Source organism: Arthrobacter sp. KBS0702, from assembly GCF_005937985.2.
Taxonomy (GTDB): Bacteria; Actinomycetota; Actinomycetes; order Actinomycetales; family Micrococcaceae; genus Arthrobacter.
This window is the reverse complement of the sequence record NZ_CP042172.1, coordinates 1,032,504-1,057,125: the sequence shown is the minus strand read 5'-3', so window position 1 is coordinate 1,057,125 and position 24,622 is coordinate 1,032,504. Positions and strand designations below refer to the sequence as shown.

The following is a 24,622-nucleotide window of genomic DNA, read 5'->3' as shown; positions in this document are numbered from 1 at the left end:
GGCGCCTCGCTTGCGGCGGCCGTTTGGGCCGCTGTCCTGATGGCGGGGTGCGGACAGCCTGCGGCGCAACGTCCGCCCGGGCCGCCCACGATGGCGGCTCCAGCCGCACCGGTCGTCCCGCAGCCGGCCGGATCGGGACTCGCCGTCGGCAGTTACCGCCCCTCGGCAGCCACCACCGGGGTGCCCGCCGGAACCGCTTTGAAGCCGTTCAACTCCGCCGGGGCGGATCTGGTCATCACACGGGACGGCACGATCCTCGACGGCCTCGAGATCTACGGCGACATCAAGGTCCGCGCCAAGAACGTCACCATCAGGAACAGCAGGCTCCACGGCGGCCCGGGCATCCCGGCCTCGAATACCGGCATCGTCGATGCCACCGACGCCGGCGTCGTGAACCTCCAGGTCCAGGACAACACGATCATCCCCGACCGCCCCTCCTACTACCGTGACGGCATCGTCGGCCATGACTACACGGCCCGGCGGAACCACATCCAGGGCACCAACGACGGCCTCGGCATTTTCAACCGTCCCGGCGGCCCTCCCGGCGCCAACGTCACGGCCGAGGGAAACTACATCCATTCGCTGACGTTCTGGTCCAACGACCCGGCCCACAGCGACGGAACCCACAACGACGGCATCCAGGTGCAGGGCGGCGAAAACATCCGGATCGTCGGGAACACCATCGTGGCCAGCGCCACGCCCGGCCGAGGCAGCGGCCCGAGCCCCCGCGGCGAGCACGCGGGCATCGGCATCATGCTGCAGCAGAATGTCGGCCGGCTGGGCAACGTCGTGGTCGAAAAGAACTGGGTGGACGACGGCCAGACGTCCATCAACATCGACCACGGGAAGTACGCCACCATCACGGTGACGGTGGCGGCCAACTATCTGGGCCGCAACCAGTTCGACTTCGGCCACGGCTCGAAGTACCCCGTCCGGGTGATCAACCGCGCGGCGAGTTCGGTGCCGGGCCTGGCGACGAACCGGTGGGCAGACAGCCTCGCCCTCCTGGGCGAGGGGACCACCGGCGGGATCCGCTTCAACGGCTGACCCGGCCACCGGCACCTCACCGGGCACGCCCAACCCCGCCTGGCAGAGCCCATGAATATCCTTCGTCCCCTCCCGCTATGGCCTGGCCACGGACAAGTCGTCGAACCGAACAGCCACCGGGGCGTTGGTAGCCGTGCTCCAGAGGTACGTAAGCAGCCCGATGCTGCCGGCCGCCTGCAGCGACGGCGTGGCATCCGTTGCCGTCAGCCCCCAGGCCGCCGGCTCGGCGGCCCCGTCCCGCCAGATTTTCGCCCTGACCGTCGTGGGGTTGGTTCCGGTGACCTGCACCCTGAGCCGGAGTTGGTCGTTGGCAGCCACCGTCATGCCGGTCACCGCCGCGGACTGCAGCGTCGTCTCCGTGCCGCCGGAAACCCGGGTCAGGAAGAGCGTCGCCGCGCCGGTGGCGGCGATTCGCAGCTTGGCCCGGTATTCGTCGCCGCCGACTTTGCGCCCGACGGCGCCGACGTAGGTGCCGCCGCCGGTGGCGATCTTGTCCTGCGCGAACTTCACCGTGAGGTCGGTGGCGGTGGTGGAGACACCGGCCAGGGTTGCCAGCCGGGAGATCCCGCCGGAGCGCGTGGTGATGATCCCCGCGCCGCCGGTCACCGTGTAGTTGGCGGCCGTTCCGGCCAGCGTCCAGACCCCGCCGGTGTCGGCCGACCCCCAGCTGCCGGCCAGGTCGCGCCCGAAGCCGTCCGCGGCGAGGAGACCCGGCGGCGGGGTCCCGGTCACCGTCACGGCCTGGGTGAGGGTGCCGGTGGCGCCGGCGTTGTCGGCGACCGTGAGCGTCACCTGGTAGGTTCCGGCAGCTGCGTAGCTGTGCGACGCGGTGGCGCCGTTTCCGGCGGCGCCGTCGCCGAAGTTCCACGCGTACCCGGCCACGGTCCCGTCGGTATCGGTGGAGCCGGTGCCGTCGAAACTGGCCTGCAGCGCGTTGACGGTGGAGGTGAACGCCGCCACCGGGGCCGCATTGGGTGCCGGGGCCGCGCCGCCTGCGGTGATGTTCAGATTGTCCATCCGCAGGACCACCGGCAGGTTGGTGGAGGAACCCGAGACGTAGCCGCCGGCGCCGGCAGCGCCCGCGGCCTGCAGGGCCGCCGTGGCGTCGCTGACGGTCAGTTGCCACGCGGCGGGTTCGGCTGCCGAGGCGCGCCAGACCTTGCCGCTGACCGCGGTCGGCGCGGTACCGTCGAGCTTGAGGCGGATGACCACCGGGTCGTTGGCGGCCAGGGTCAGCCCGGCCACGGCCAGCGGCCCGGCAATGGTCGTCTCGGCGCCGGCCACCACCTTGGTGAGGTAGAGCGACACGGCCCCGGTGGCGGCCACCTTGATCTTGGCCCGGTACTCGTTGTTGTTGGCCCGCCGGCCCACCAGCGTGGCGAACATGCCGCCGCCGTCGGGGACCTTGTCGGCCGAGAGGGTGATTCGGCCGTCGTAGGCTGCCGTCGCGACGCCGTTCAGGTACGCGTACCTGCTGGCACCGGCGGTGCCGATGGTCGCGGCTCCGGATCCGTTGGCGACGGAGAAGTTGCTGCCTCCGCCGGCCACCGTCCAGGCTCCGCCGACGTCGGCGGTGCCGAATCCACCGGTAACAGTCCGTCCGAAGGCGTCCGCGGCCAGGACAGTGTCGGCCGGCGGGGCCGTGACCGTGACGGTGCGGGTGAGCTGACCGGTGGCGCCGGCGTCGTCCGTGACCGTGAGGGTCACCCGGTAGCTCCCGGCCGCGGCGTAGCTGTGTGACACGGAGGCACCTGTCCCGGAGCCGCCGTCACCGAAATCCCAGGCGTAGCCGCTGATGGCGCCGTCGGGATCCGTGGAGCCGGCGGCGTCGAAGGCGGCTGCCAGGTTGGCCACGGTCGAGGTGAAGGCGGCCGTTGGGGGCCGGTTGGCCGGCGGCGCGGTCACCGTGACCGTCTGGGTCACGCTCGCGGTGCTGCCGGAGTTATCCGTCACCGTGAGCCGCACCTGGTAGCTGCCGGCGGTCGCGTAGCTGTGCTCCGCGGTCACCCCGGTTCCGGTGGAACCGTCGCCGAAATCCCAGGCGTAGGCGGCGATGGGGCCGTTGGCGTCGGAGGATGTGCTGCCGTCCAGCGTCGCGGTCAGCCCGCTGACAGTGGAGCTGAATGCCGCCACCGGCGGGGACGGCGGCGCGTCCACGGTGCGTCCGGAGGCGACGTAGTGGGCCTGGATCCGGGCCAGCGGCAGGACCGCGGGGTAGAGCGCGACGTCATCGATCTGGCCCTTGAGGTAGCTGATGTAGGCGGGCTGCCCCTTGAGTTTGACGGGCCAACTGGGCCAGCCGTCGAGGTTGTCGCCGCCGATCCGCCAGTAGCCGTCGAACGGCCAGGCGGCGGTGGTGTCGGTCCTTGACGCCACGGGCACCCCGTCGATGGTCAGCTTCATGCCGTCGGTGCCAAGGGAGGCGACGACGTGGTGCCACTGGTTGTCGTTGAACTTCGCCGTGGAGTTGATCGTGGTCCGGGTGCCGCGGCTGCCGCCGGGCCGGACGCCGAAGAAGATGCGGCCGGCGGGGTCCATGTAGACGGTCCGGTCCAGGTCGGCCGAGAGCCCGGCCTGGCTGTTCCCGTAGCCGATAATCTGGCCGCCCAAGGTGGAGTCGGTCCGGATCCAGGCCTCGGTGCTGAAAGTGTTGGGCCTGGCCGCCAGCGACGGATCGCCCGCCACTGCGTCCTGGGTGCCGTTGAAGCCGACGGCGGTGTCCGCCTCGCTGTTCAAGGCGCCCGGGGCGCCGAAGCTGGCACCCGGCTGCAGCAGCAGGTCGTCACGGCCGGCCAGGTCCACGGCTGTGGCGCCGCTGCCCTCCCCGAGCCGCCAGTAGTTTCCGGGTTTGTCGGCCAGAACCTGCTGGGCGTAGTTGCCCGGGGCCGCCACGGCGCCCGGCACGGTGATCGTGGCGGTGTCGCTGCGGGCCTCGTTGCCGAAGGGATCCCGGACGAAAATGCGGTAGGTGTAGCTTTGGCCGGGTACCCGGGAGGTGTCCAGGTAGGTCATGCCGGGCCGGCGCCAGAACGTTGAGGCCTGGTTGACGGTAGCGATGACGGCGCCGTTGCGCCGGACTTCGTAGACCAGGTTCTCGTTGTCCTGGTCCCAGTTGGCCTGCCACCGGACCCGGACGGTGCCGGCGGCGGGGCTGGACAGCGTGGGTGTCAGGTTCGCCCCGGAAACGCGGGGGCCGCGCTGGTTCGGGGCGATGCCGGTCCGGGGAAAGCGGACCAGGCCCTGCTGGGGCTGGTTGTTGACTGTGGTGAATTCGCCGGCCATCACCACGTAGTCATCGTTGCCGTTGACCGTCCACGGGCCCTGGTCCTGGCCGGTGAACGTGCCGGAGTTGATGGTGGGGAACCAGTTCAGCAGCGGCGGGGAGGGATTGCCCGCGAAGTTGGTGTAGCCGTGGCTTTCGGTGGTGATGGTGCCGGTGGCCTGCTTGCCGAACGCGAGCCCCCGGTTGTGGGTCCAAGGTTCCGTCTGCGGGAAGCCGCCGATGTTGCCGCAGTAGTGCGGGTGGCCGGCCAGATAGATCACGTCGCCCAGCGGTTTGATGGAGTAGCTGTCCCCATGACAGTCCTCGATCCAGTTGGTGCTGTCATCGGACCATTTGACCGAGAACATCCCCTCCAGGGTGCTGGTGCGGCCGAAGGTGTAGCCCGCCCCGTAGACGCTGGTGCCGTCGCTGGCGAGCGTGGTGATGGCACCGTTGGTCCCGCCGTCGCGCACGATACTGTTGATTTGGAACGGCAGCAGGGCGCCGGCTCCGGTGTCCACTTTGGCCAGGCCCAGCCCTGGGTTGCTGGACCCGTTGACGGTGGTGAAGGCGCCGCCCACCACCATGCTGGCACCGTCGGGAGAGAGTGTCATGGCGTTGACCCGGCCGCCCTCGGCAACCGGGCTCCAAGGCAGCAGTGCTCCGTCCGCGGCGCTGACCGCGGCAAGCCGGTTGCGGGTCACGGAGCCCACGGAGCCGAACAAGCCGCCCAGGTAGACCGTGCTGTCCGTCGCCACGATCGCGCGGACCGAGGCGGACATCTTCGGCAGGAAGCTCATGATGAGGGCGCCGTTGGATGGATTAAGCGCGACGACGCGCCAGACCGTGGCGCCGTTGTAGGTGGTGAAAGACCCGCCCACGTAGAGCCGCGATCCGTCCGGGGACGCGGCCAGCGCCGTCACCTCGGCGTTGAAGCTCGGGGTGAAGCTGTTCAACAGCTCCCCCGTGGTCAGGTTGTAGGCCAGGATGTTGTTCCGGGTGACCGCCCCCGTTCCGGCCGCGGCACCGGCGGGCCGGGCCTCGCTGAAGTCCCCGCCAACGTAGACCGTGTTGCCAATGACAAGCTGTGTCCAGGCGACCCCGTTGATCTGGGCGGTCGGCAACGCGTCGGCGGAGACCGTCACCGGTGTGGTCGGGCTGGCCGGATCGGCCGGCGCGGTGTCGGCAGCGGACGGCGGACCACCCACCAGCACCAGCGAGACCGCCAGGGCAGTGCCCAGCAACACCGCCAGCATTCGTTTTGTTTGATTCCATACGGCGCCTGCCGGCGCCGGGTCGGGCGCAAACCCTGCATCATCCTTCGACTGAGCGCTCCCCAGCGTGGCGTTCCGGAACATGTGCTTCCCCTCTAGTCCATTCGGTGTCTGGCGGCGCTGCTGGTCAGCACCGCCACGTCCTCGGCCGTGAAGAGGCCTCGGATCCAGTGGTCGTTTCGGCTTGCGCCGACGTTGGTGTGCATCAGGGCCTCGCCCTGGGTTCCCGGGATGATCGGAAAATGCCGCGGGACCGGACGGACCTGCCGGACCGGAATCCCGGCGCGCAGGGCCACCCACTTGAGCCAGATGTCGTCAGCATTCGGGCAGGCAGCGGCGAAACCGGTGCCGTGCGCCTTCAGTTCCTGAAGCATCGCCGGCGGATAGAGCACTCCGGAGGCGCCCACGGCGAAGTTGGCCGTCCGGGCGGCGGTGTCGCGTGCCCGCGCCCAGGTGGCATAGTCGGCGATCCCGTCCACCGAGGGTCCGATCACGTTGATCCAGTGCCCGCTGATGGCGCCCGGGTGACGGCGGTTGGCGTCGGTCAGCAGGGCCAACCAGTTCCTCGGGTAGGCGATGTCGTCATCGGCGGTCACGAGTGGCAGGGTGTGGCGGTCCACCGAGGCGACGTACGGGTAGTACTTGGTGTGGGAGCCGTAGTCCGCGCTGAGCAGCACCTCCACGCCGCGGCGTTCCAGCCGGCGCAGGGCGGGCGGAGTGGTGCGGAACTGCTCCGGTGTCTGAAGCCACAGCAGCAGGCGTTGCGGCCTGGTGCTGCCTCGGGCGATCGATTCGAGCGCGAGGGCAACGGTCTGCAGCCTGTCCCCGTGCGTTGTCATGGAGACGACGACGGGGGCGGTGCCGGTGGCACACCGCCGGGCCGTCAGGTTCCGAAGGCGCAGGTACGCCACGGTGACGCGCGCCCGCAGCCGCTTGGCCGCCTTCCTTCCCCGCCGGGCCGTGGTCCGCACCAGCAGCAGTGAGGGCAGGCTGTCCAGTTGTGTTGCCATGGCTGGATCCTTTCCTGTGATTCAACGGTCGGTTCTGATAGCTCTGCCGGAGGCGGTTAGGCCGGCACCTTGCCTGCAAACGTCGCCACCGGCGTCTCGGCCTCAAGATTGAAATGGATCTTGACGTTGTCCCGGGCCTCCAGGGGGACCGCGAAGACGAACACCCCGGTGCCGGTGTCTCCGGGCGCGACCGAGGACGGGAAGGCGGCCGTGTCCGGACCACTCAGGGGTCCGGCCGGCTCCTCGTCCCGGCCGAACGTCAGGTCGACGACGGCGGACCCCAGGGAGAGGGCTTGTGCGGTGCTGTTGGTCACCGTGACCTTGAAGCGGACGGCCGGCCCGGCGATTTCACCGATGCCTTTCGCTTCGCCCTGGACGGCCTGTACCTCCGTGATGGTGGCCGACACACCGCCCTTGAGGTCCTTCTTGTCCTTCAAATCCACCGGGGCCGCGGTGGGCTGCGGGATTTCGGCAAGCTGCTGCTCGGATTTGCCCTGCCGGTCTACCGGGCTGGGATCAGGCCGGGCAGCGGGAGACACGGCCGCCGGTCCCGGCACCGTGTTTGCCGCCGGGCCACCGGCTGCGGAGGGTGTGAGGGCGGGCGCCGCGGGCCCCGCCGTCTCCGGCTTTGGGCTGGCCGACCCGGCAACCGTGTCCTGCCCGGGCCGTTCGCCTGCCGCCCTGGCGACGGTGTCCTGGCCGGAGGCCCAGACCGTGCCGCCCAGGGCGAGCAGCGCCGAAATTCCGATCGAGGTGGCGAGGAGGCGCCGGCGCCTCCCGGCGCTGTGGCCTCCCTGCCCGTGGTGTGCTGTGTTCATTGCGGGACCCCAGTTCCAGTGATGCTGCCGGTTGGTTCGGTCGGCTGCGGGAGGCGTTGCCGGCTCTCGCGGCCTGGCGCCGGCGGGAAGGCGGAAATCTCACGGAACCATTTGACGGATGCCAGCAGCAGGAAGCCTGCCGTCGCGGCGACGATCAGGGTGTAGACGGCGAGGAAAAGCGGAACCACGCCGTAGAAAGCGAAGGAGAGGCAGAGGACCCCGTAGTCCATCGGGACCACCAGCACCGACCGGACCCAGGACCGGTTGCCCGGGGCTGCGACGGAGACCAGCCTGTGTTGGCGCCTCAGCTGCTCGGTGAGGATCATGCTGAAGAACAGCACGGCTGAGATGACGGCGGCGGCCAGTGGGACCAGCAGCCACCAGCGGTCCACCGCGCCGAAGCGGTACAGTCCGACGGCGAGCGCCAAGGGAAGCGCAGAGGTCTTCACCGCATCCACCATGTGGTCCAGCCACTCTCCGGCCGGCGATCCGCTGCCCTGCATCCGGGCGACCTGTCCGTCGGCCGAGTCAAGGGCGTAGCCGACCACCAGCAGCAGTGCCACCCCGATCCCGAGCGCCCCTGACGGCGGGAAGACCGTCAGCAGGGCGATCCCGGAGAAGGTGAAGACCGCGCTGATAGCCGTGACGGCGTTGGGGCCCAGCCCGGCGCGAAGGGCCAGCGCGGCCAGCAGCCGTCCGAGCCGGCGGTTGACGTAGCGGGAGTACGCCGGCGCCCCGCGGGCCGCCGTCTTCTGCGCCGCGGCAAGCTGCTTCACGGTGTCCCGGTAGCCCGTGCCGGCCGGGGCGGCCGTACCGATTCCCGGATCGACGGCGGTCATTGTCCGGCTCCCAGGCTCGGCCGAGGCGCCGAAGTCCGGTCGCGGGTTGCAGCCGCGGGGCCCTGCCGGGCGCTCCGGCTCCTGGTGCTCAGGAGCCCCTCACAGAGCTGTTCGTATCCGGCCGCGACGTCGTCCCAGTTGTAGCGGCGCGCCAGCTGCCGGGCGTGGCGCCCCCGGGCGTCGGCGTCGGAGCCGGGGCTTTCGGCCTCGTGAACCAGCCGGGTGACGTCGTCGGGGCCGGCGAAATACCGCCCGGCGGTTTCGAGCACCTCGCGGTTGAATCCGACGTCGAACGCGTTGGTGGCCGTGCCCGAACCAATGGCCCGCAGCAGCGAGGGGTTGGTGCCGCCCACGGAGTGTCCGTGCCAGTACACCAACGCGTTCGCGTACAGCTGGTCCAGCAGCTCCTGGTCCCAGATGCCGCCCACGAAGCGGACCCTGTCGTCGCCGAGTCCGTGGACCATGCTTGTGTAGCGGTCCGAGTAGGGCGCAGAGCCGACGACGACGAGCGGAAGCCGGGCGGCGCTCCGGGCGAACCCTTCGACGATGAGGTGGACGTGGTTTTCTGGCTCGAAGCGGGCGACGACGAGATGGTAGCCGCGGGGCGCCAGGCCCAGTTCCCCTAGCCGGTCGGTGCCGCCGCCGGCCTGCAGCGGCGCCCCGTAGGCCAGGTAGACCGTGTCGGCGTCGAACTTCTCCCGGTAGTAGTCCTGGATGCCGGCCGCATCCGCGATCAGCGCGTCAGACCACCGGACCGCGAGCCGTTCGACCAGCTGATAGTAGTTCCGGCCGGCCCGGCCCCACTTGGCACGCTTCCATTCCAGCCCGTCGACGTGGGTGGCCACCGGAACGCCTGCGGCCCGGATCGCGGGCAGGTAGGGCGCGTTGGCCGCGTTGAAGACGATGGCGGCGTCCGGACGATGCCGGAGCAGGTGGGCGACGGAAAGCCCGGTATGGCTCAGCGTCTCAAGGGACCTTTTGCGCAGCGCCGGAAGATGGACGAGGTCCATGCCGAGGTGCCGGGCCGGCCGGGCGCCGTCGCCCATCTCACGGCAGTAGACCGTGACGCGGTGGCCGCGCTGTACGAGCCGCTGCCCGATTTCCTCGATGGCGGTTTCGAAACCCCCGTAGCGGGCCGGAACCCCGCGCGTGCCCACCATCGCGATATGCAGCCCGCTCATAGCCGCACCCCATGGAGGCGTTGGCCGGGTTCAGGCGAACGGTTGATCAACTCCAAGGCGGTGCGTAACGAGGAACTGGACGTCTGCACGGTGTACGGGAAGAAGACGACGTCCACGCCGACGGCCCGGAACGCGGCCTCCAGCCTGTCGCCCTGGGGGGTGCCCTTCCAGTCATCGCCTTTGAAGAAGACGTTGAATCGGAGCTCCTCCCAGACCTGGAGCTTGTCCGGGACAGTTTCCGCGTAGACCTTGTCCACGTAGCCGATGCTGGCGACGATCTCCATCCGCTCGGCCAGCGGGACCACTGGGCGCCTCCCCTTGGCCTGTTCCAGCATTTCGTCCGAGACGACGCCGGCGACCAGGAAGTCGCATTGGCTCCTGGCGTGCTTGAGGATGTTGAGATGCCCGATGTGGAACAAATCGAACGCCCCCGGCGCGTAACCGATTCTGAGACCCATTTTTTCCCTTTCAATTCACCGCCGGCCCTCACCAGCGCTTTAGTAAGCCCCCACCGGGTTCAGGATGACCTTGACGGTGCGCCAGAGGATCATGATGTCTCCCGTCAACGACCAGTTCTCCACGTAGTAGAGGTCCCAGCGGACGCTCTCTTCCCAGCCAAGATTCGACCGGCCGTTCACCTGCCACAGCCCGGTGATGCCGGGTTTGATCAGCAGCCGGCGGGTCACGTCGCCCTCGTAGCCCTCAACCTCGCGGGGCAGCTGCGGACGCGGCCCCACCAGGCTCATGTCCCCTTTGAGGACGTTCCAGAACTGCGGCAATTCGTCGAGCGAATACTTCCGCAGCCAGCGGCCGCACTTTGTGACCCGCGGGTCATCCTTCATCTTGAAGAGCAGCCCCGCGCCCTCGTTCAGCTCCTTGAGCCGCGCCAGGTCCTCCTCCGCGGTCACCACCATGGAACGGAACTTGATCATCTGGAACCGTTCCCCGTTCCGGCCGACCCTTTCCTGCCGGAAGAAAACCGGTCCCATGCTGTCGCGAGCGATGACCCAGGCCAAGGCGCACAGCAGCGGCGAGAGGAGCAGCAGCGCCGCGGCCGAGGCAACCACGTCGACGGCGCGTTTGAGCGTGTGCTTGCCGCCGCTGAATTCCGGCAGTTCCACGTGCATCAGCGGCAGGCCCTCCACCGGCCGCCAATGGATCCGGGGACCGGCGACGTCGGTCAGGCTGGCGGCCAGAACCAGGCTCGCGTGCGTGCCTTCCAAGGCCCAGCCGAGCTGGCGGATGGCACGGCTTCCGCCCTGCAGCTGCCCGGCCACGACGACGGCGTTCGCCCCGGTCTCGACCACCTTCCCGGCGACCGAGGCGACATCGCAGAGCACGGGGACCCGGGTGGCGGAAATCTGCAGGTGGGTGGCGGTGTAGCCGGTCGGCAGGGCCGCCCCCACCACCTCGTACGCGGCACCGGATACCTTGCCGAACTGGCGGATGACGTATTCAACGTCTGCGGGCTCGCCCACCACGATCACCTTGGAGAGGTAGTGGCCGAAGTTGCGTTGGCGGTTCAACCAGGCCCGCCACCGCCACCGGCTCAGGAGGAGCAGCAGGGAACCGGCCGGGAGGGCGATCGCGAAATGGCTGCGCACCACGTCGATGCCGAGCAGCAGGACCACGATGGCGATTCCGCCGAAGACCCCCAGGGTGGCGTCCATGACCCGTTTGTATTCCTCGGCTCCGACGCCGAGCACGGTCTCCTCCCTGGTCCTGTGCACTTCGAGCGCGACGATCCAGGCCACGACGATGGAGATGCTGAGGGACACATAGGTGCTGACGGCCGGCGTTCGGGCGAGCATGTCCTCTGCGTCGATGTGGATCGCATAGGCCACCGCCACCGCGCTGGTAACTATGGATATGTCAGTGAAGCGCAGCCAGCGGCGGTACCGCCGAGCCCAGGACATCCCCGAGTCGACGGGACGGGCCGCCGCGGGTTCCCGGCCAACGGACCGGGAGTGATCAAACGCCCCGCCTGCGGGCCTTAGGACCCGGGCGGGGCGTCTGTTACTACGACTGCCTCTTTTTCTATAGCCGGCGCGGTGTTCGTCTACCGCGCTCACGGCAGTTCCACGTCTCTCAGTGGTGCAGACCGTTTAAGGGAGCCGGCGGCGGCTGGGGGGAGAGCCTCGGTCTCAGAAGGCTCTGACGCCGCCGGCTCCGTCTTGGGGGTACGGCTGCCAGTTGGGGCTCCGTACGGTTCCATTGAAGGAGTTCGGTTATGGATGGTGTCGACACGGCCACGTTTGCGCGTGGCTTTGGCAATTGCGGCGCTGGAACTCAGGCTTGTGGCCCTGCTCCTCCGCGGGCGCTGCCCGCAGTCGGTTACCGCCCTGTAGTTACTCATTTTGAGACCTTTGTGAGTCGTTCCTGGGACTGAGTTAAGTCAATCGCGGAGGCCCGATCTGCACACGAGTAGGGGTTACCCGACTTCTCTTGTGGACTACGCTGACGTACTACTTGGGCATACTCCCGGAGGGCGTCCGGGTCACGCAGGCGATACGCGGGCTTTCCCGCGGTGGCGGCAAAAAACGCCTGCATTTCGCACTCAGGGCCCGCTGCCGGCCCGGCCCGTGTCACTGCTGCGGTAAATCACGCTGGACGTCCACGAGCTCACCCCGGCGGCTGACGCCGAGCTTCCCGAAGATGCGGTAGAGATGGCCTTCGACGGTCCGTTGCGACAAGGTCAGCCGGGCGGCTATTTCCGCGTTCGTGGCCCCGCCCGCCACCAGCTTCAGGATCTCGGTTTCCCGGGCGGTGAGGTCGGCGTAATGCTCGCCGCGGACGATGTTCATCTGGCCGGACATGCCGGCGGCGACCATCCGGTGGTGCACCTTGCGCTGGACCGCGGTCAGCTTCCATTTGTCCGGATCATGTTCGAGCAGACGCGCGGCCTGCTGGGCGGCCTCGAGCGCCAGCAACAGGTATCCGGCGCTCAGAGCCTGATCGCTCACGGCCATCAGCTTGGTCGAATCCGATGCGGCGACGGCGAGCGCGTAGTCCCGCAGCAGCCGCGCCTCAGGGCCTTCGACGGCGCTGCTACTGGCCGCCAGGGCGGCCGCGGCTGCCGTGTCCCCGCCATGCAGCGCTAGCCGTCGAATGTCGGTTTCCACGCCCCGCAGCCCCTGCCGCTGCGCTTCGTCCGCGAGCCGGTCAAGTTCGCGGCGGCCGTCGTCGCCGTCCCGGCCAGAAGCGACCTCCGCAGCGGTGCAGTAGGCCTCCGCAAGGAGCCCAAGCGTTGCCGGCTCGCGGTACGCGGTGCTGCGGAAGGCCAGCGTCTGTTCGGCCGCGTCGCCGGGGTGTCCGGCGGCGGCGGCGGCGTAGGCAGCGACGGCGTGCGCGAAGGCCAGCAGTTCCCAGGGGTCGGCGATCAGGAGTTCTTCCACACCGAGCAACAGTTCGGCGAGGCTTTCCGGGATCCGGCCCTGCCGCAGCCGGGAGTAGCCACGCATCACGTGCAGCATGCCCCCGCTGTATAGCAGCCGCGGGGACAATCCGGCGGTGTAGTCGTCCAAGGCGGAGGCGAGTTCCTCCCATTCGCCAGCGCGGATGAGGTTCAGGCAGTGCCGTTCCAGCACGTCTTCGTAGACCAGGGGAAGCGCCAGGCCGGCTCCCTGCACCCCATTCCAGGCCTCCCGGTCGATGCCCAGTCCCGCGAGCACCCGGCCCTGGGCGGTGAGCACCTCGGCCAGGCGAGACACCGCCGGGATGCGGATTTCCGGGTTGCCCTCCGCGGCGGCGACGAGCCCCTGCAGCCGTTCCTGAAGCTCCGCGGTCCGGCCCTCCCAGCGCTCCAGCAGGAGGCCGGCGGCCACGCCCGCGGTTGGCCCCGCCCAGCGCCGCTGGTCGGGGTCGCCGGCGTCCAGTCCCCCGCCGCCCGCCTCGCGCGGAAGCTCGAGGGATGCCGCTGCGGTTCCGAGCCGGGCGGCCAGGAGTGCGGCGAGATAAGAGGCCCGGCCGTAGCGCACCGGCTGCGCTGCTTCGAGGTAACCGGCCGACGCCCCGCTCCGGCCGAGGATGTAATTGGAATAGGCCAGCTGGATCCTCGCCTCCGAAAGGAAGTGCTCCTCCTGGATGGCGCCCGCGGCCCGGAGCGCCGTCGCGGTGTCCAGCTGGATATTCGCTGCCGTGGCGGCCCGGAGCAGTTCCACGGCGGGGACCTCGGCCCCGGTATCCAGCGACCAGCGCAGCTGGTTCAGGAAGGCATCCGGGTGCACCGCGCCCGCCCAGGGCAGCGCCAGCAGGCTGGTCCGGAGACTGGCGCTCCGTCCCGCGGGCACGCGGCGGCGGATGATCTCCCCGATAAGCGGGCTGGCGGGTTTGACGATCCGGTCGCGGTCCCGTGAGACGGTGATGATTCCGGCCATCTCGAGGGCGTCGACGGCACGGGGGCTGCTGAACCTGAGGATCTGGCCGAGCGAGAGCGGCCCGGCCAGGGCGACAATGGCGGCGGCCGTCTTTTCCTCCGGGGACATCGAGCGGATCTGGTGGTCTAGCAGGTCAGCGGCCGGGACGCTCCCCAGATCCGGCGCCGCGAGGAGGAACCACGCTCCGCGTCGCTGCCCGATGGCTCCGGTCGCGCGGGCGTGCTCGATCAGGGACATCAGCATAAACGGATTGCCCTCCGTCAGCTTGGCGAAGACCTCGCTCACCCAAGGGGACACCTCGGCGCGCAGCACCTGTTCGCAGAGTTGGTGCACCTCGGAACGGCTGAGGGGCGCCAAATCGAACTTCGCAATGATGCCGTCATCCCACAGTGCCAGGAACTCCTCGGGAATCAGCGGCCCGGGACGGCAGGTGGCGAGCAGCCGGGCCGCGCCGGTGGCCACGGCCTGCGCCACCAGCTGGACCGTCCCCCGGTCCAGGCTCTGGGCGTCGTCAATCACGAACAGGGCCAGCTTTGGCTCAGCCCTCAGACTGGCTGTCACGGCGGCCAACACGGCAGCGTACGAATCCAGGTCATGCGCCGGGAGACCTGCCAGGTACGGTGCGAGTGCACCGAACGGGACCGCGGCGAGCGCCGGGGTCGCTGCGAGCCTGATCACCGTTCCCTGCGGGTGCAGTTCCGCAAGGACGGCCTTCACGACGGCGGTCTTACCGGACCCCGAACTCCCGACGATCACGGCCCCGGCCCTGCCCTCGTCACGGAGGCAGCGGACCACCTCCTTGACGACGCCGGAGCGGCCGATCAGGGTCACGGCATCAGTCAGGCTTTCCACTCAGGGCCACTCCCGCCGCCGTCGACCGCGTCAGGGCCACGGTGGGCCCCGTGCGGGTCAGCCGATGCGGGCGCTGGCCGCCGGTCCCGAGATGACATCTTTGAGCTCCGATCGGCTGGCGACATGGAGTTTTGCGTACACCTGGTACAAGTGGCCCTCGACCGTGCGGACCGAGACGTGCATCTGCTCGGCGATTTTGCGGTTGGACGTTCCGGCTGCCGCCCGGACGGCGACCTCGCATTCCCTGGCGGTCAGGGTGGAGGTGGTCAGCGAATGCAGGCCGTTTTTCGGGCTGCCGAACCTGTCGTCCAGGGACTGTTCCGTACGCTGCGAGACGCGGAGCGCGATCCGGTTCCCGGCCTCGTTGGCGCAGTAGACTGCCCGGCGGGCCACGTCGCGGGCGAACACCGCGTTCCCGGCGGCATCGGCGTCCTTGGCGACGGCCAGCAGCTGCTCGCTGGCGCAGTCCTTCACGCCGTCGGCAAGCCGCAGGCAGAGCAGGGCGAACTGCCCGGTCACCCGGCCCGCGAGGCCGGCGAGCTTCTGGCACAGCTGCCGGTCGCCCAACCGGGCCGCCGCGGACAGGAAAAGCAGCCCTGTGGCTGCGGCCCCGGCGTCCGCGTCGCTGTCCGATTCGGCGGTGAGGGCGCGGATCGCCGCCGGCCGCTGGCCGAGTTCAGCGAGAGCGCACAGCTCGAAGTACCGTGTCATCCGCTCCACCAGCCAGGAGCTGGCACGTTGCGGCTGCGACAATTCGGCGAGCAACAGCCCGGCTCGTTCCTCGTCCCCGGCGAGCCCGGCTGCATAGGCGCAGGCCGCGGTGGCCAGTCCGGACAGGGCATCGGGATCCTGCATCCGCAGCTGCCACATTCCGGCCTCGAGCCACGGGCCGGCGCCGTCCAGGTTCCCGGCGTGCAGATCGATCACGCCTCGGACAATCTCGAACATCCCGCCCAGCCGGGCCTGCGGCTCCGGCGTGCTCGACGTTGCCGTGAGGAAGGCCGAGGCTTCGCGGAACTTCGCCGACAACAGCATGAGCAGCAGGAAACGCCCCCTGATCTCGCGCACAGCGCGGTCCGACATCGGTACGGCGGCGGCCGCGGCGATGACCTGCTTTCCCAGGGCCATGGCGCCAAGGACGTTGCCGGTGACCGCCATGGCCTCGCAGAACAGGCTCGCGGTAAGAAGCCCGGTTTCGGTTCCCAGCTCGGCCCCCACACCGGCATGGGCCGCGAGGACGTCACCGTAGCGGCCCTCGAAGGCTGCCAGTTTCACCTCGGCCAGTCGTAACTGCTCGCGGGCGGCCTCCACCTGTCCCGTCTCTTCCACGGACGGGCCGAAGAGGCGGTCGCGGACCCGCTCCAGCCTGGACCGGGCGTCGGCTGCGGTGGCGGTGCTTCGCAGGTCCAGATCCACCCGCAGCAGTTGAAGGGCGGCCCACTCTTCCAGCGGGCGCCCAGCGGCCGCGGAGCCGTCAAGGCCGTGCAGCAAGCGCCGGGCGGACTCGTCGTTGTTGGCTGCAAGCTGCGCGTGCACGGATTCGATGGCCACCTCCGTGAGCGCCTCGCCGCCATCGATTTCGTGGATGAACCGCAGCGCCGAGGCGGGATCGGAGGCGTTGTTGGCCAGGTGCGCCGCGGCGAGCGCCGTCGCGGAGCTGATCTCTTCCCCGCAGTCCAGGGCCCACGCGACGTCGGAGGACCCGGTGGGTTCACCTTGCTCCGTGTCCGCCAGCACCGCGGTCAGGCGGCGGCGCAGTTCGGCGCTGCGGCCCGGAGGAACGACGCTGGCAACGATCGAGGCCGTCACCGTGTTGGCGACGCTGACCATTGGCGGATGGTCGTGGCTGACCTGGATCAGGGCCCGCTCCTGCAGGTTGTCCATGTCCTGCGGATTGAAGATCCGCATAAGGGTCTGGAGCGGAACGGCGCCGGCGAGGGAAAGGAGTTCGAAAACGTCGCGCTGGCCGGGGCTGAGCCGGTTCAACCGCGCCTTCACGACGTCGCGCACTTCCCCGGTCAGGGCGATGGAGCGGCCGCCCTGGACCCAGGCGCCCTCCCGCCGCACGATGGTGCCGAGCTTGATCTGTTCCCGGGCCAGGGAGTGCAGGAAGAGCGCGTTTCCGCCGCTTGCACTCCAGAGCGCGCGGGCGGCCGTGTGCGAGAAGTGCCCGCCGTATTCCTGGTTAAGCGTGGCGGCCGTCTCGGCGAAATCGAACGGCTCCAGGTCCACCCGGCGCAGCAGGTCATCCTTCCACAGCCCCATGATGTCGCCGCCCACGTGCGGCAGGTCGACGCACGCAGCAAGCAGGGTCACGTGGCCCCCGGCGCTGAGCTGGGCCACCATCATGCAGGACAGGTCATCCAGGTCGTGGGCGTTGTCCACGAACAAGACAATGGCGCGGCCCTGGGCTTTCGTGTGGAGGAGCTGGGTGAGCCCGCGCAGCACCATCAGCGGGTGCTCCAGGTGGGAGGCATCGAGATCGTTGAGCAGCACGCTCAGGGCGCCGTACGGGAGTTTTGATGAAATCGAACTGCCCCGGACCTGGACGACCAGGTAGTCGTCGCCGAGTTGTTCAAGGGTGCGCTGGGCGATGAACGATTTTCCGGCCCCGTGCTCCCCCACCAGTACGACGCCGCAGCCCGATCCTGATGTCAGGGTTTCCAAGACGTCCGCAACGACGTGCTGGCGGGTGAAAGGTTTTTCCTGCCGCCCCTGAGGGGGGCGTTGCGCTGGTGAAATCGCGTCCGTTTTGCCGCTGCCCGCGGGCACGCCGGCTTCTTGCTGAAACATGGGAGAGACCTTCGCAATCAATGTTTAACCAGTGATAGCTCCACGCTATGGAGCGGCCGTCGCAAAGGCATCCGTAAGTAGTACTCGATTGCCGGCCGGGTATGGCGCCGGTGTCTACGCGGCTGTACTCGGATTCCGCCAGGCCCTCTGCGCGGCAAACCAAGTAGTTCCAAACCGAGTCCAAGTGCCGCCGGCCGTAATGCGCTCCGGCCGAGCAGGGAACACCTACTCCTCGGACACCCGGCGGAGTTCCTCGCGTCCCTTGATGTTCAGCTTGGCGTAACTGCGGTACAGGTGGCCCTCCACGGTCCGGACTGACACCTGCAGTTCGGCAGCGATTTGCCGGTCGCTCAGGCCCCGGACCGCCAGCGCCACGATGTCACGTTCGCGGCGGGTCAAGAGTCCGAGCGTGTCCTGGCCGGCCGGTTCGTCCCCGGCAGCGCTGTCGGCACGGTCGCGGCACCGCTGCCGCTGCGCCGTGGCCATCCGCTCCCGCAAGGTGTCGCCGGCCGCGTGGTAGGCGTTGGCGGCGTCGCCGTACGCCAGCGCGGCGAAGCCCCACAGTTCGGCCTCCTCGCAGGTCTTGGCCGCGTCGATCAGCTCGCCCGGCTGCCCGGACCCGATCGCGGCGGCGTACCCGCAGACAGCCCTGGCACGGCGGCCCTCCAGCTGCGGTGCCAGTTCGCGCAGCCGCACGGCCGCCTCCCTGTCGCCGAGGGCCAACCTGAAGGTCAGCGCATCAAACTCCAGCCCCGCGGTGTTGCGGTCGCCGTCGGGCCTGCCGAGCCTTTGCAGTTCCTCCGCCGCCCGGCGGTAGCCGCCGAGCCGGGCCTTGCCGTACACCACGGCCATGGCGGCGAGGGCACGCAGGTAGCGCGAAACGGGGGGCCGGGCGGATTCGTAGTCGGCCAGGTACCCGGCGGCCTTCTCCGTAGCTCCGATGTCCGCGGCGGCGGCAAAGGCCATCGCCGCGGTCAGCGAAAACAACTGTTGGGGGTCGGCAAGCCGCAGCGCTTCGACGGCCGCGCGCAGCGTCCGCTTGGCTTCGGCCGATCGGCCCTGGTACAGCAGCACGATGCCGGTCGCCGTGTGGACGCCGCCGCCAAACGAGATCAGGCTGGGGCCGAACCCCGCAACGAAGCGTGCGAGCAGGCTTTCCGCGGCGCGCCAGTCACCCCCGTGGATCACCGCCGTCACGGCGCGGACCACGAGGAAGTCGGAGAGGAAGTACAGTTCGTCGTGCTCGGTTCCGGCAGCCTCCAAGGCGGCGGCGGCCGCGGCGGAGGCGCTGTCCGGCTTGCCCTGGACCAGCAGTTGTTCCGCCTCCAGGGCCAGGCCGAAGGCCCTTTCAAGGGTGCTGGCCGCCAACCGGCCTTCGTCGCGGTCGGCAGGGTCGCTGCCGGCCGCGCCGGCAGCTTCCGCGTCGCCGGCGAGGGCCAGGACCATGGTCCGGATGGTCCGCACCCGTTCCCGCGTCGCGGCAAGGATGCGTTCGGACTCGGCGGGGCTGGCGTCGGCCAGCCGTTCACCGGCGCGCAGCAGAGCTTCCGCCCGGTGCATGATGTCGGCCGGCGTGTGTCCGAGCGCCGAGAGCACTGCCGCCCACAGCAGCGAGCCCGTCAGCAGGCCGGCCAGCGTGCGTCCCTTGGCGAAATCCGCCTCCAGGATGTCCCGTGCCGCGGCATGGTTGGAGGTGTTGTAGTACGTCCGTGCGATCACCGACCGGGCCGTGAACTGCAGTTCCGGGTCCTTGACCTGGGCGGCCGCCTTGCGGGCGAGGTCGTCCTCGAAGAGCCTGCTGGCCAAGATCGCGGCCCGCAGCAGCTGACGGTCCTCGACCTCGACGCCGCACTCCATCGACCAGCTGACCTGGCGCAGGAGTCCCTCGGCCGAGGCCGGTTCCCGGTCCATCAGCCGCAGCAGGCTCTGGCGGAGCTGCAGGCTGCGGGCAGGAGAAACCAGGTTCCGCAGGGTGTCGCCGTAGACGGGGTGCCACAGCCGAAGTTCGGGCTCGGCCTCCTCGGAGACGCGGACGATTTCCTGTTCGATCAGTCCTGCGACGGTGGCTTCGTCCACCAGGGCTTCGATCAGGGCCTTCGACACCGGCTCGGCCAGCGCCACGAGGTTCAGTGCCTTGCGTTCTGCGGCGGGGCGCCGGAGCAGCTGGCGGCGGACGACGTCGGTCAGCCGTTCGCCGTGGCTGTTTAGTGGGCGGGCGAGCAGCCATACTCCGTTGCGCTGGAGCAGCGTGCCGTCGCTTTTCGCGTCGTCGACCAGGCAATCCAGCAGCAGCGGGTTGCCGCCGGAGGCCTCCCAGAGCACCTCGGCGACATTGGGCAGGACCTGGGGGCCGAGCTGGTGCGCCAGGATTTCCGAAGTTTGTTCCCGGGTGAGCGGGCGCAGGTCGTGGCGTTCGGCAATGCCCTCGAACCAGAGCTGCAGGAGCGGCTCGGGCAGGCCGGGGCGGGCCACGGCGCCGACCAGCAGTTTTGCCCAGCCGGCGGCGGCGAGTTCCACCAGGACCCCGGCCGTAGCCTCATCCAGGTCATGGGCGTCGTCGACGACCAGCAGCAGCGGCTTCTGGGTCTTCCGCCGCTGCCCTTCGAGGTAGCTCCAGAACGTCCGGAGCACGGCCAGCTGGGACGTGGCGTCCTCCACCGGCAGGTCCACGATGAACGGGGCCAGCACGCCGTAAGGCACATGGCTCAGCGCCGGGCTGCCGTGCAGGCGTACCGGCGTCACCTGGCCGCGGAGCTCCTCGGCCACGGCCTCCATCAGCCGCGATTTGCCGATCCCGTGGTCGCCGAGCAACAGCACAGCGACGTGGGTGCCGCCCTGGAGGGCCTCCACCGCGGATGCCAGGTCTTCCGAGCGTCCGGTCAGGACGCTCTGTTGCACCTCGCCGGGAGCGGCTACGCGGACCCTAGATGAGTCCAAGCAGATCACTCCGCGAGGACACTCCGAGCTTCGTGAATACCTGGTACAAGTGCCCCTCCACTGTCCGAACCGAGATGCCCACGTCCAGGGCGATGTCTTTGTTGGAAACTCCGTTGCCGGCGAGGGCCGCGATTTGCCGCTCCCGCTCGGTCAGCAGCGGGCCCTTGTTGTGCGGGACGATCGGCAACGCCGGGACCGACTCGGACAAGGACTCGAGCATGCTGTGCGCCGCCGTGGCGCTGCCGGCGAGCCCGGCGGCCTTGGCGAAATCGAAGGCGAGCGCCGCGCATCTGGCCTGCACGGCGTCGAGCTCCAGGGCGGCGGCGAGTTCGGCCGCTTCGAGCATCGTCACGGCGTCCTTCGTGCGGCTGCCGACCGCCACCACCCGGGACAGCTCCGCGAGGGGGCCCTGCCGCAGCCCTGCGATCTCCTCCATGAACTGGAAGTCCTTTACGGTGCCGTTGACGGTCGCGCCGAGCATGCAGATGCCGGCCAGGGTATAGAGGCCGTTCCGGAAGTGCCGCTCGGCGGCGTGGACCAGCCGGTCCTTCGCGTCGGGGTCCCCCAGCCAGCGGGAGGCCATGTCCATGCAGAACTCGGCCGAGCTGCTGACGACGAAGCGGGCCGGCCCCTCAGCGGACCGTGCGCGGTCCAGGTAGACGGTGGCCTGCACGGAGTTGCCCATCTGCGCATAGGCAAAAGCGGTGGCGGCATAAGCCTGGCGCAGCGCGTGCAGGCTGGTCCTGACTTCGAGCTGGGCGATCGCAGCGAGCAGCGGATCCAGGGCCAAGTAGCCGCGGCCGGCATATACATACGCGAGCCCGACGGCGAGGTCGGTGGCGGCGCTGCCCGAGTGCAGGCCGTGGCCGGCCCGCCCGCTGGCGTCTTTGAGCATGTCGATGCTCTGCCGCCACTGTCCGGAGAGCAGCAGGACATTGAAGGAACGCCAGGCGAAGTTTTCCCTGATCCGCGGGACATTGGCCCACTCACCGAGTCTTCCGCCGATGTCTCGCATCAGCTGGCGGGCCTCCAGTTCCCTGCCGGTCATGCACAGGGCTTCCATCAGGATGATCGAGGTCCGCAGCCGGTGGACCGGGTCGAGGGCGTCGGTATCGGCACTCGCGGCCGCGGCGAGCCGGTCCATCATCGGCCGGTAGTCGCCGATGAAGGAGAGGTAGTTGAACTCGCAGAGGTCGAGGCACAGGCCGGCGCGGGCCAGCCCGTCCGCATCGCCGTCGGCGGCCCCCGCTTCGGCCTGGCGGAATTCCTGCAGCCGCAGCCGGGCCTGCCGGATCAGCTCAGGGACCTTCCCGGAGCGGTCCTCCAGCCAGGCCATGCAGTCGGCCTTCGCCGCAATCAGCTCGGCAAACGCCTCTGGGGCGAGGGCGTTGGTCTGGGCCTCAGTGACGTCGTCCAGGGCGGACATCGCCTGCAGGGGAAGGCCCAGCTGCAGGTACGCGGCAGCCTTCTGCAGCTGTCCCTCGGGCCATTCGGTGTCGCCGGGCGCGATGCTGGCGGCGCACTTCAGCGCGAATTTCGGGTCGAAGAGGCGGACGGCGGCCTGCGCGGCGGCCAGCGCGTGAGCCGGCGCCAGCTCGGCGTGGCAGTCGTGCGTCCAGGCCGCGTAGGCGAGCAGGTCCTCCACGGTGAGCTCGCCGAGTTCGTGTTCCTGGTGGCCGGGGACCTTGTCGCGCAGCTCCAGCCGGCGCTCCACACTGAGCCAGTTCCGCACGATGTCTCCCAGGTACCGGTCCCCCAGCGTCACGAAGTGCCGGTCGGTGCGGTCGACGACGATCTGGCCGGCTTCCTCCATGTCCGCAATCAGGCCCGGGCCGTACATCCTCGCCAGCCGGGACAGGGACATGCAGCGAGCGCACGAGAGCACCTCGATCACTTCACGGGCCTCGGGCGTTTCCCGGGCGTACCGCGCCCTGACGATATCCTCCAGCGCGGTCTTGCCGTCCAGCACCACCTCGTCGACGAGGGTCCAGACCGAGCCGGACAACACCAGGTTGCCGCGTTCGATCTGTTCGGAGACGACGGCCTGCAGGAGGGTGGGGCTGCCGCCGACCAGCTCGTGCATCTGGGTTGCCAGGGCGGTCGACACCCGGTGCCCGAGCGCCGCCTGGAGCACCTCCTGCGTTTCGATCGCGGTCATGCCGGCGAGTCGGACTTCGGCCAGCTGCCCGGAGGTGATGAGCCAATAGAAGTCGGGCGGAAGGTCGGTGGCGCGCTGCGCGGTGGCGATCAGCCGCGCGGTGCCGGTCTGCATCAGGTTCAGCAGGACCCCGGTGCTCTGCTCGTCGAGGGACCCGGCGTTGTCCACCAGGATCACGCATTTGCGTCCCGCGGCGTCGTTGCGGATCAGCGAGGTGATTCCGTGCAGTATCGCCGTCGGCGAACCAAGCGAGCTCTGCGGGAGGCGGGCGAGGGTGAAGGACAGGCATCCGTAGGGGGTGGCGGCACCTGGCCCGGAAGTGCGCAGCTGGAGGGTATAGACATCCGGGCCGAAGCCGGCGAGGGCGCTGCGTCCGACCAGGGATTTCCCCACGCCCCGGTCCCCGGTGATGACAACGCCCATACTCTCAGGCGCGGTGAGGGCGGTCCGGACACGGTCGGCGTCGGCTCCGCGGGCCAAGCCTGACCACGCGTGTCTGTTCACCGGCCCCGCGGCGTGTTGTTCTTCGGCGGGCGCCAATGTAATGGAAACATGCCCCCAGCCCAGCGAATCCCTCGACATCTAGTTTCCTTTGTACCGCTTTGCGGACGGCAAAGCCGTCACCGTCCACCTAGAAGTAGCGTAACCCTATCCCCCGACAAGAGAGTAGACAGATCATAGCGGCAACGCGGGACGCTTGGAAAGGAAACCGGGATCGGCCCCGGCTATGTTGCCTTCGCGGGGTGGAACTTCTGTTGGGCCTGCTGAAGCCCGTCGCGGACGAGCGCCTCGACGGCGTCGGCGGCGGTGTCGATCAGGAACGGAAGTTCCTTCTTCTCCGCTGTGGCGAAGTCCCGCAGCACGAAGTCGGCGGTGTCCATCCGGCCGGGCGGACGGCCCACCCCCACCCGGACCCGCAGGTAGTCCTTCGTGGCCAGCGCCTTGGAGATGTCCCGGAGGCCGTTATGGCCGCCTTCTCCCCCGCCGATCTTGAGTTTGACTGTATTAAAGGGAATGTCGATCTCGTCGTGAACGGCAATGACGCGGGAGGGGTCGACGTCGTAGAACTTCGCGAGCGCGGAGACCGGGCCGCCGGAGACATTCATGTAACTCAGAGGCTTGGCCAGCACCACCCGAGGCCCGCCGATACCCAGCCGGCCTTCCAGGACCTGGGCGCGGGTTTTGTGCGACTTGAAGGTGCCGCCGACCCGGGCCGACAGTTCATCGAGCACCATCTGGCCGACGTTGTGCCGGTTGTGGGCGTACTCGGCACCCGGATTGCCAAGGCCTACGATCAGCCAGGTGTCGGTCATGGGTCCATCCTTCGGGGGCGGCGGGTGGGGGCGGCGGGTGGGGGGCGGCGGGTGGGGGCGGCGGGCGGAGACGACGGCGGCCGGGCCCCATCGGGACCCGGCCACCTGAGAATACGCCGGAATTACTCGGCAGCAGCCTCGGAGGTCTCTTCGGCAGCGGCGCCTTCGGCCGGGGCAGCCTCTTCCGTGGTCTCTTCCTCTTCGAGGATTTCAACGGCCTCGGAGATGTTCACGACCAGGGCGTCGGCGTCGGCCAGCAGAACGGTGCCCTTCGGCAGCACGACGTCGGAGGCGTGGATGTGCTCGCCCGCGGCGCGGCCTTCGATGCTGACCTCGACGGCGGTCGGCAGGTGGGTTGCCTCGGCCTCGAGCGAGATGGTGGTCATCTCGAGGTTGTGCACGTTGCCCGGGGCGACGTCGCCGGTGACGTGGACGGGGACGTCAACGGTGACCTTCTCGCCCTTGCGGACGGTCAGCAGGTCGAGGTGCTCGATGATCTGCTTGATCGGGTTGCGCTGGATGTCCTTGACCAGGGCCAGGTGCTCTTCGCCGTTGATGTCCAGGGACAGCAGGGCGTTGGCGGTGCGGACGGCCAGGGTGGTGGCCTTTGCCGGCAGGGTGATGTGGATCGGCTCGGCGCCGTGGCCGTAGATGACAGCCGGGATCTGGTTGGCCATGCGGGCGCGGCGGGCAAAGCCCTTGCCGAATTCGGTGCGTACTTCTGCTGCGAGCTTCTGCTCAGCCATGGATATCTCCTCTGGG

Annotated in this window: 14 protein-coding genes; 1 reads left to right on the top strand and 13 read right to left on the bottom strand. The window is 69.3% G+C overall.

Annotation, left to right across the window (positions count from 1 at the left end; all coding sequences use genetic code 11):
• Window positions 1-90: 90 nt before the first annotated feature.
• Entirely contained in the window at window positions 91-1,047 is a 957-nt protein-coding gene (locus FFF93_RS04810; RefSeq protein ID WP_186372232.1) for a right-handed parallel beta-helix repeat-containing protein, read from the top strand.
• Window positions 1,048-1,122: 75 nt separating this feature from the next.
• Here the strand turns inward: FFF93_RS04810 and FFF93_RS04805 are convergent, their stop codons facing one another.
• The 13 genes from FFF93_RS04805 to FFF93_RS04745 form a co-directional block, all read right to left on the bottom strand.
• Complete coding sequence (locus FFF93_RS04805; protein ID WP_138769933.1) at window positions 1,123-5,565, bottom strand: PKD domain-containing protein; 4,443 nt, start codon at window positions 5,563-5,565, stop codon at window positions 1,123-1,125.
• A 113-nt stretch (window positions 5,566-5,678) separates the two neighbouring features.
• On the bottom strand, window positions 5,679-6,593 hold the full coding sequence (locus FFF93_RS04800) for a hypothetical protein (protein WP_138769934.1): 915 nt from the start codon (window positions 6,591-6,593) through the stop codon (window positions 5,679-5,681).
• Window positions 6,594-6,649: 56 nt separating this feature from the next.
• Window positions 6,650-7,411 (bottom strand): hypothetical protein, encoded by a 762-nt coding sequence (locus tag FFF93_RS17080; RefSeq protein ID WP_138769935.1) that lies wholly within the window; start codon window positions 7,409-7,411, stop codon window positions 6,650-6,652.
• A complete protein-coding gene (locus FFF93_RS04790) occupies window positions 7,408-8,250 on the bottom strand; it encodes a CDP-alcohol phosphatidyltransferase family protein (protein ID WP_138769936.1) in 843 nt (280 codons plus the stop codon). Before FFF93_RS04790 ends, FFF93_RS17080 begins: the two co-directional genes overlap by 4 nt.
• The gene (locus FFF93_RS04785; RefSeq protein ID WP_222424646.1) at window positions 8,247-9,431 is read right to left on the bottom strand and encodes a DUF1972 domain-containing protein; all 1,185 of its coding nucleotides are present in this window, start codon (window positions 9,429-9,431) and stop codon (window positions 8,247-8,249) included. Before FFF93_RS04785 ends, FFF93_RS04790 begins: the two co-directional genes overlap by 4 nt.
• Window positions 9,428-9,889: an adenylyltransferase/cytidyltransferase family protein gene (locus FFF93_RS04780; protein ID WP_138769937.1), complete on the bottom strand. Its 462-nt coding sequence runs from the start codon at window positions 9,887-9,889 to the stop codon at window positions 9,428-9,430. Before FFF93_RS04780 ends, FFF93_RS04785 begins: the two co-directional genes overlap by 4 nt.
• Before the next feature lie 39 nt (window positions 9,890-9,928).
• On the bottom strand, window positions 9,929-11,281 hold the full coding sequence (locus FFF93_RS04775) for a sugar transferase (RefSeq protein ID WP_261375298.1): 1,353 nt from the start codon (window positions 11,279-11,281) through the stop codon (window positions 9,929-9,931).
• 735 nt (window positions 11,282-12,016) lie between these two features.
• Complete coding sequence (locus tag FFF93_RS04770) at window positions 12,017-14,659, bottom strand: LuxR family transcriptional regulator (protein ID WP_138769939.1); 2,643 nt, start codon at window positions 14,657-14,659, stop codon at window positions 12,017-12,019.
• A 57-nt stretch (window positions 14,660-14,716) separates the two neighbouring features.
• Window positions 14,717-17,452 carry a LuxR family transcriptional regulator gene (locus tag FFF93_RS04765; RefSeq protein ID WP_138769940.1) on the bottom strand — a complete coding sequence of 912 codons (2,736 nt, stop codon included), beginning with the start codon at window positions 17,450-17,452 and terminating at the stop codon, window positions 14,717-14,719.
• Window positions 17,453-17,677: 225 nt separating this feature from the next.
• A complete protein-coding gene (locus FFF93_RS04760; protein ID WP_186372231.1) occupies window positions 17,678-20,389 on the bottom strand; it encodes a LuxR family transcriptional regulator in 2,712 nt (903 codons plus the stop codon).
• Window positions 20,376-22,970 (bottom strand): helix-turn-helix transcriptional regulator, encoded by a 2,595-nt coding sequence (locus FFF93_RS04755; RefSeq protein WP_261375297.1) that lies wholly within the window; start codon window positions 22,968-22,970, stop codon window positions 20,376-20,378. The genes FFF93_RS04760 and FFF93_RS04755 overlap by 14 nt, the downstream gene beginning before the upstream one ends.
• Before the next feature lie 302 nt (window positions 22,971-23,272).
• Window positions 23,273-23,860 carry an aminoacyl-tRNA hydrolase gene (gene pth / locus FFF93_RS04750; protein WP_138769943.1) on the bottom strand — a complete coding sequence of 196 codons (588 nt, stop codon included), beginning with the start codon at window positions 23,858-23,860 and terminating at the stop codon, window positions 23,273-23,275.
• 122 nt (window positions 23,861-23,982) lie between these two features.
• Entirely contained in the window at window positions 23,983-24,606 is a 624-nt protein-coding gene (locus FFF93_RS04745) for a 50S ribosomal protein L25/general stress protein Ctc (RefSeq protein ID WP_138769944.1), read from the bottom strand.
• Between the last annotated feature and the right edge of the window lie 16 nt (window positions 24,607-24,622).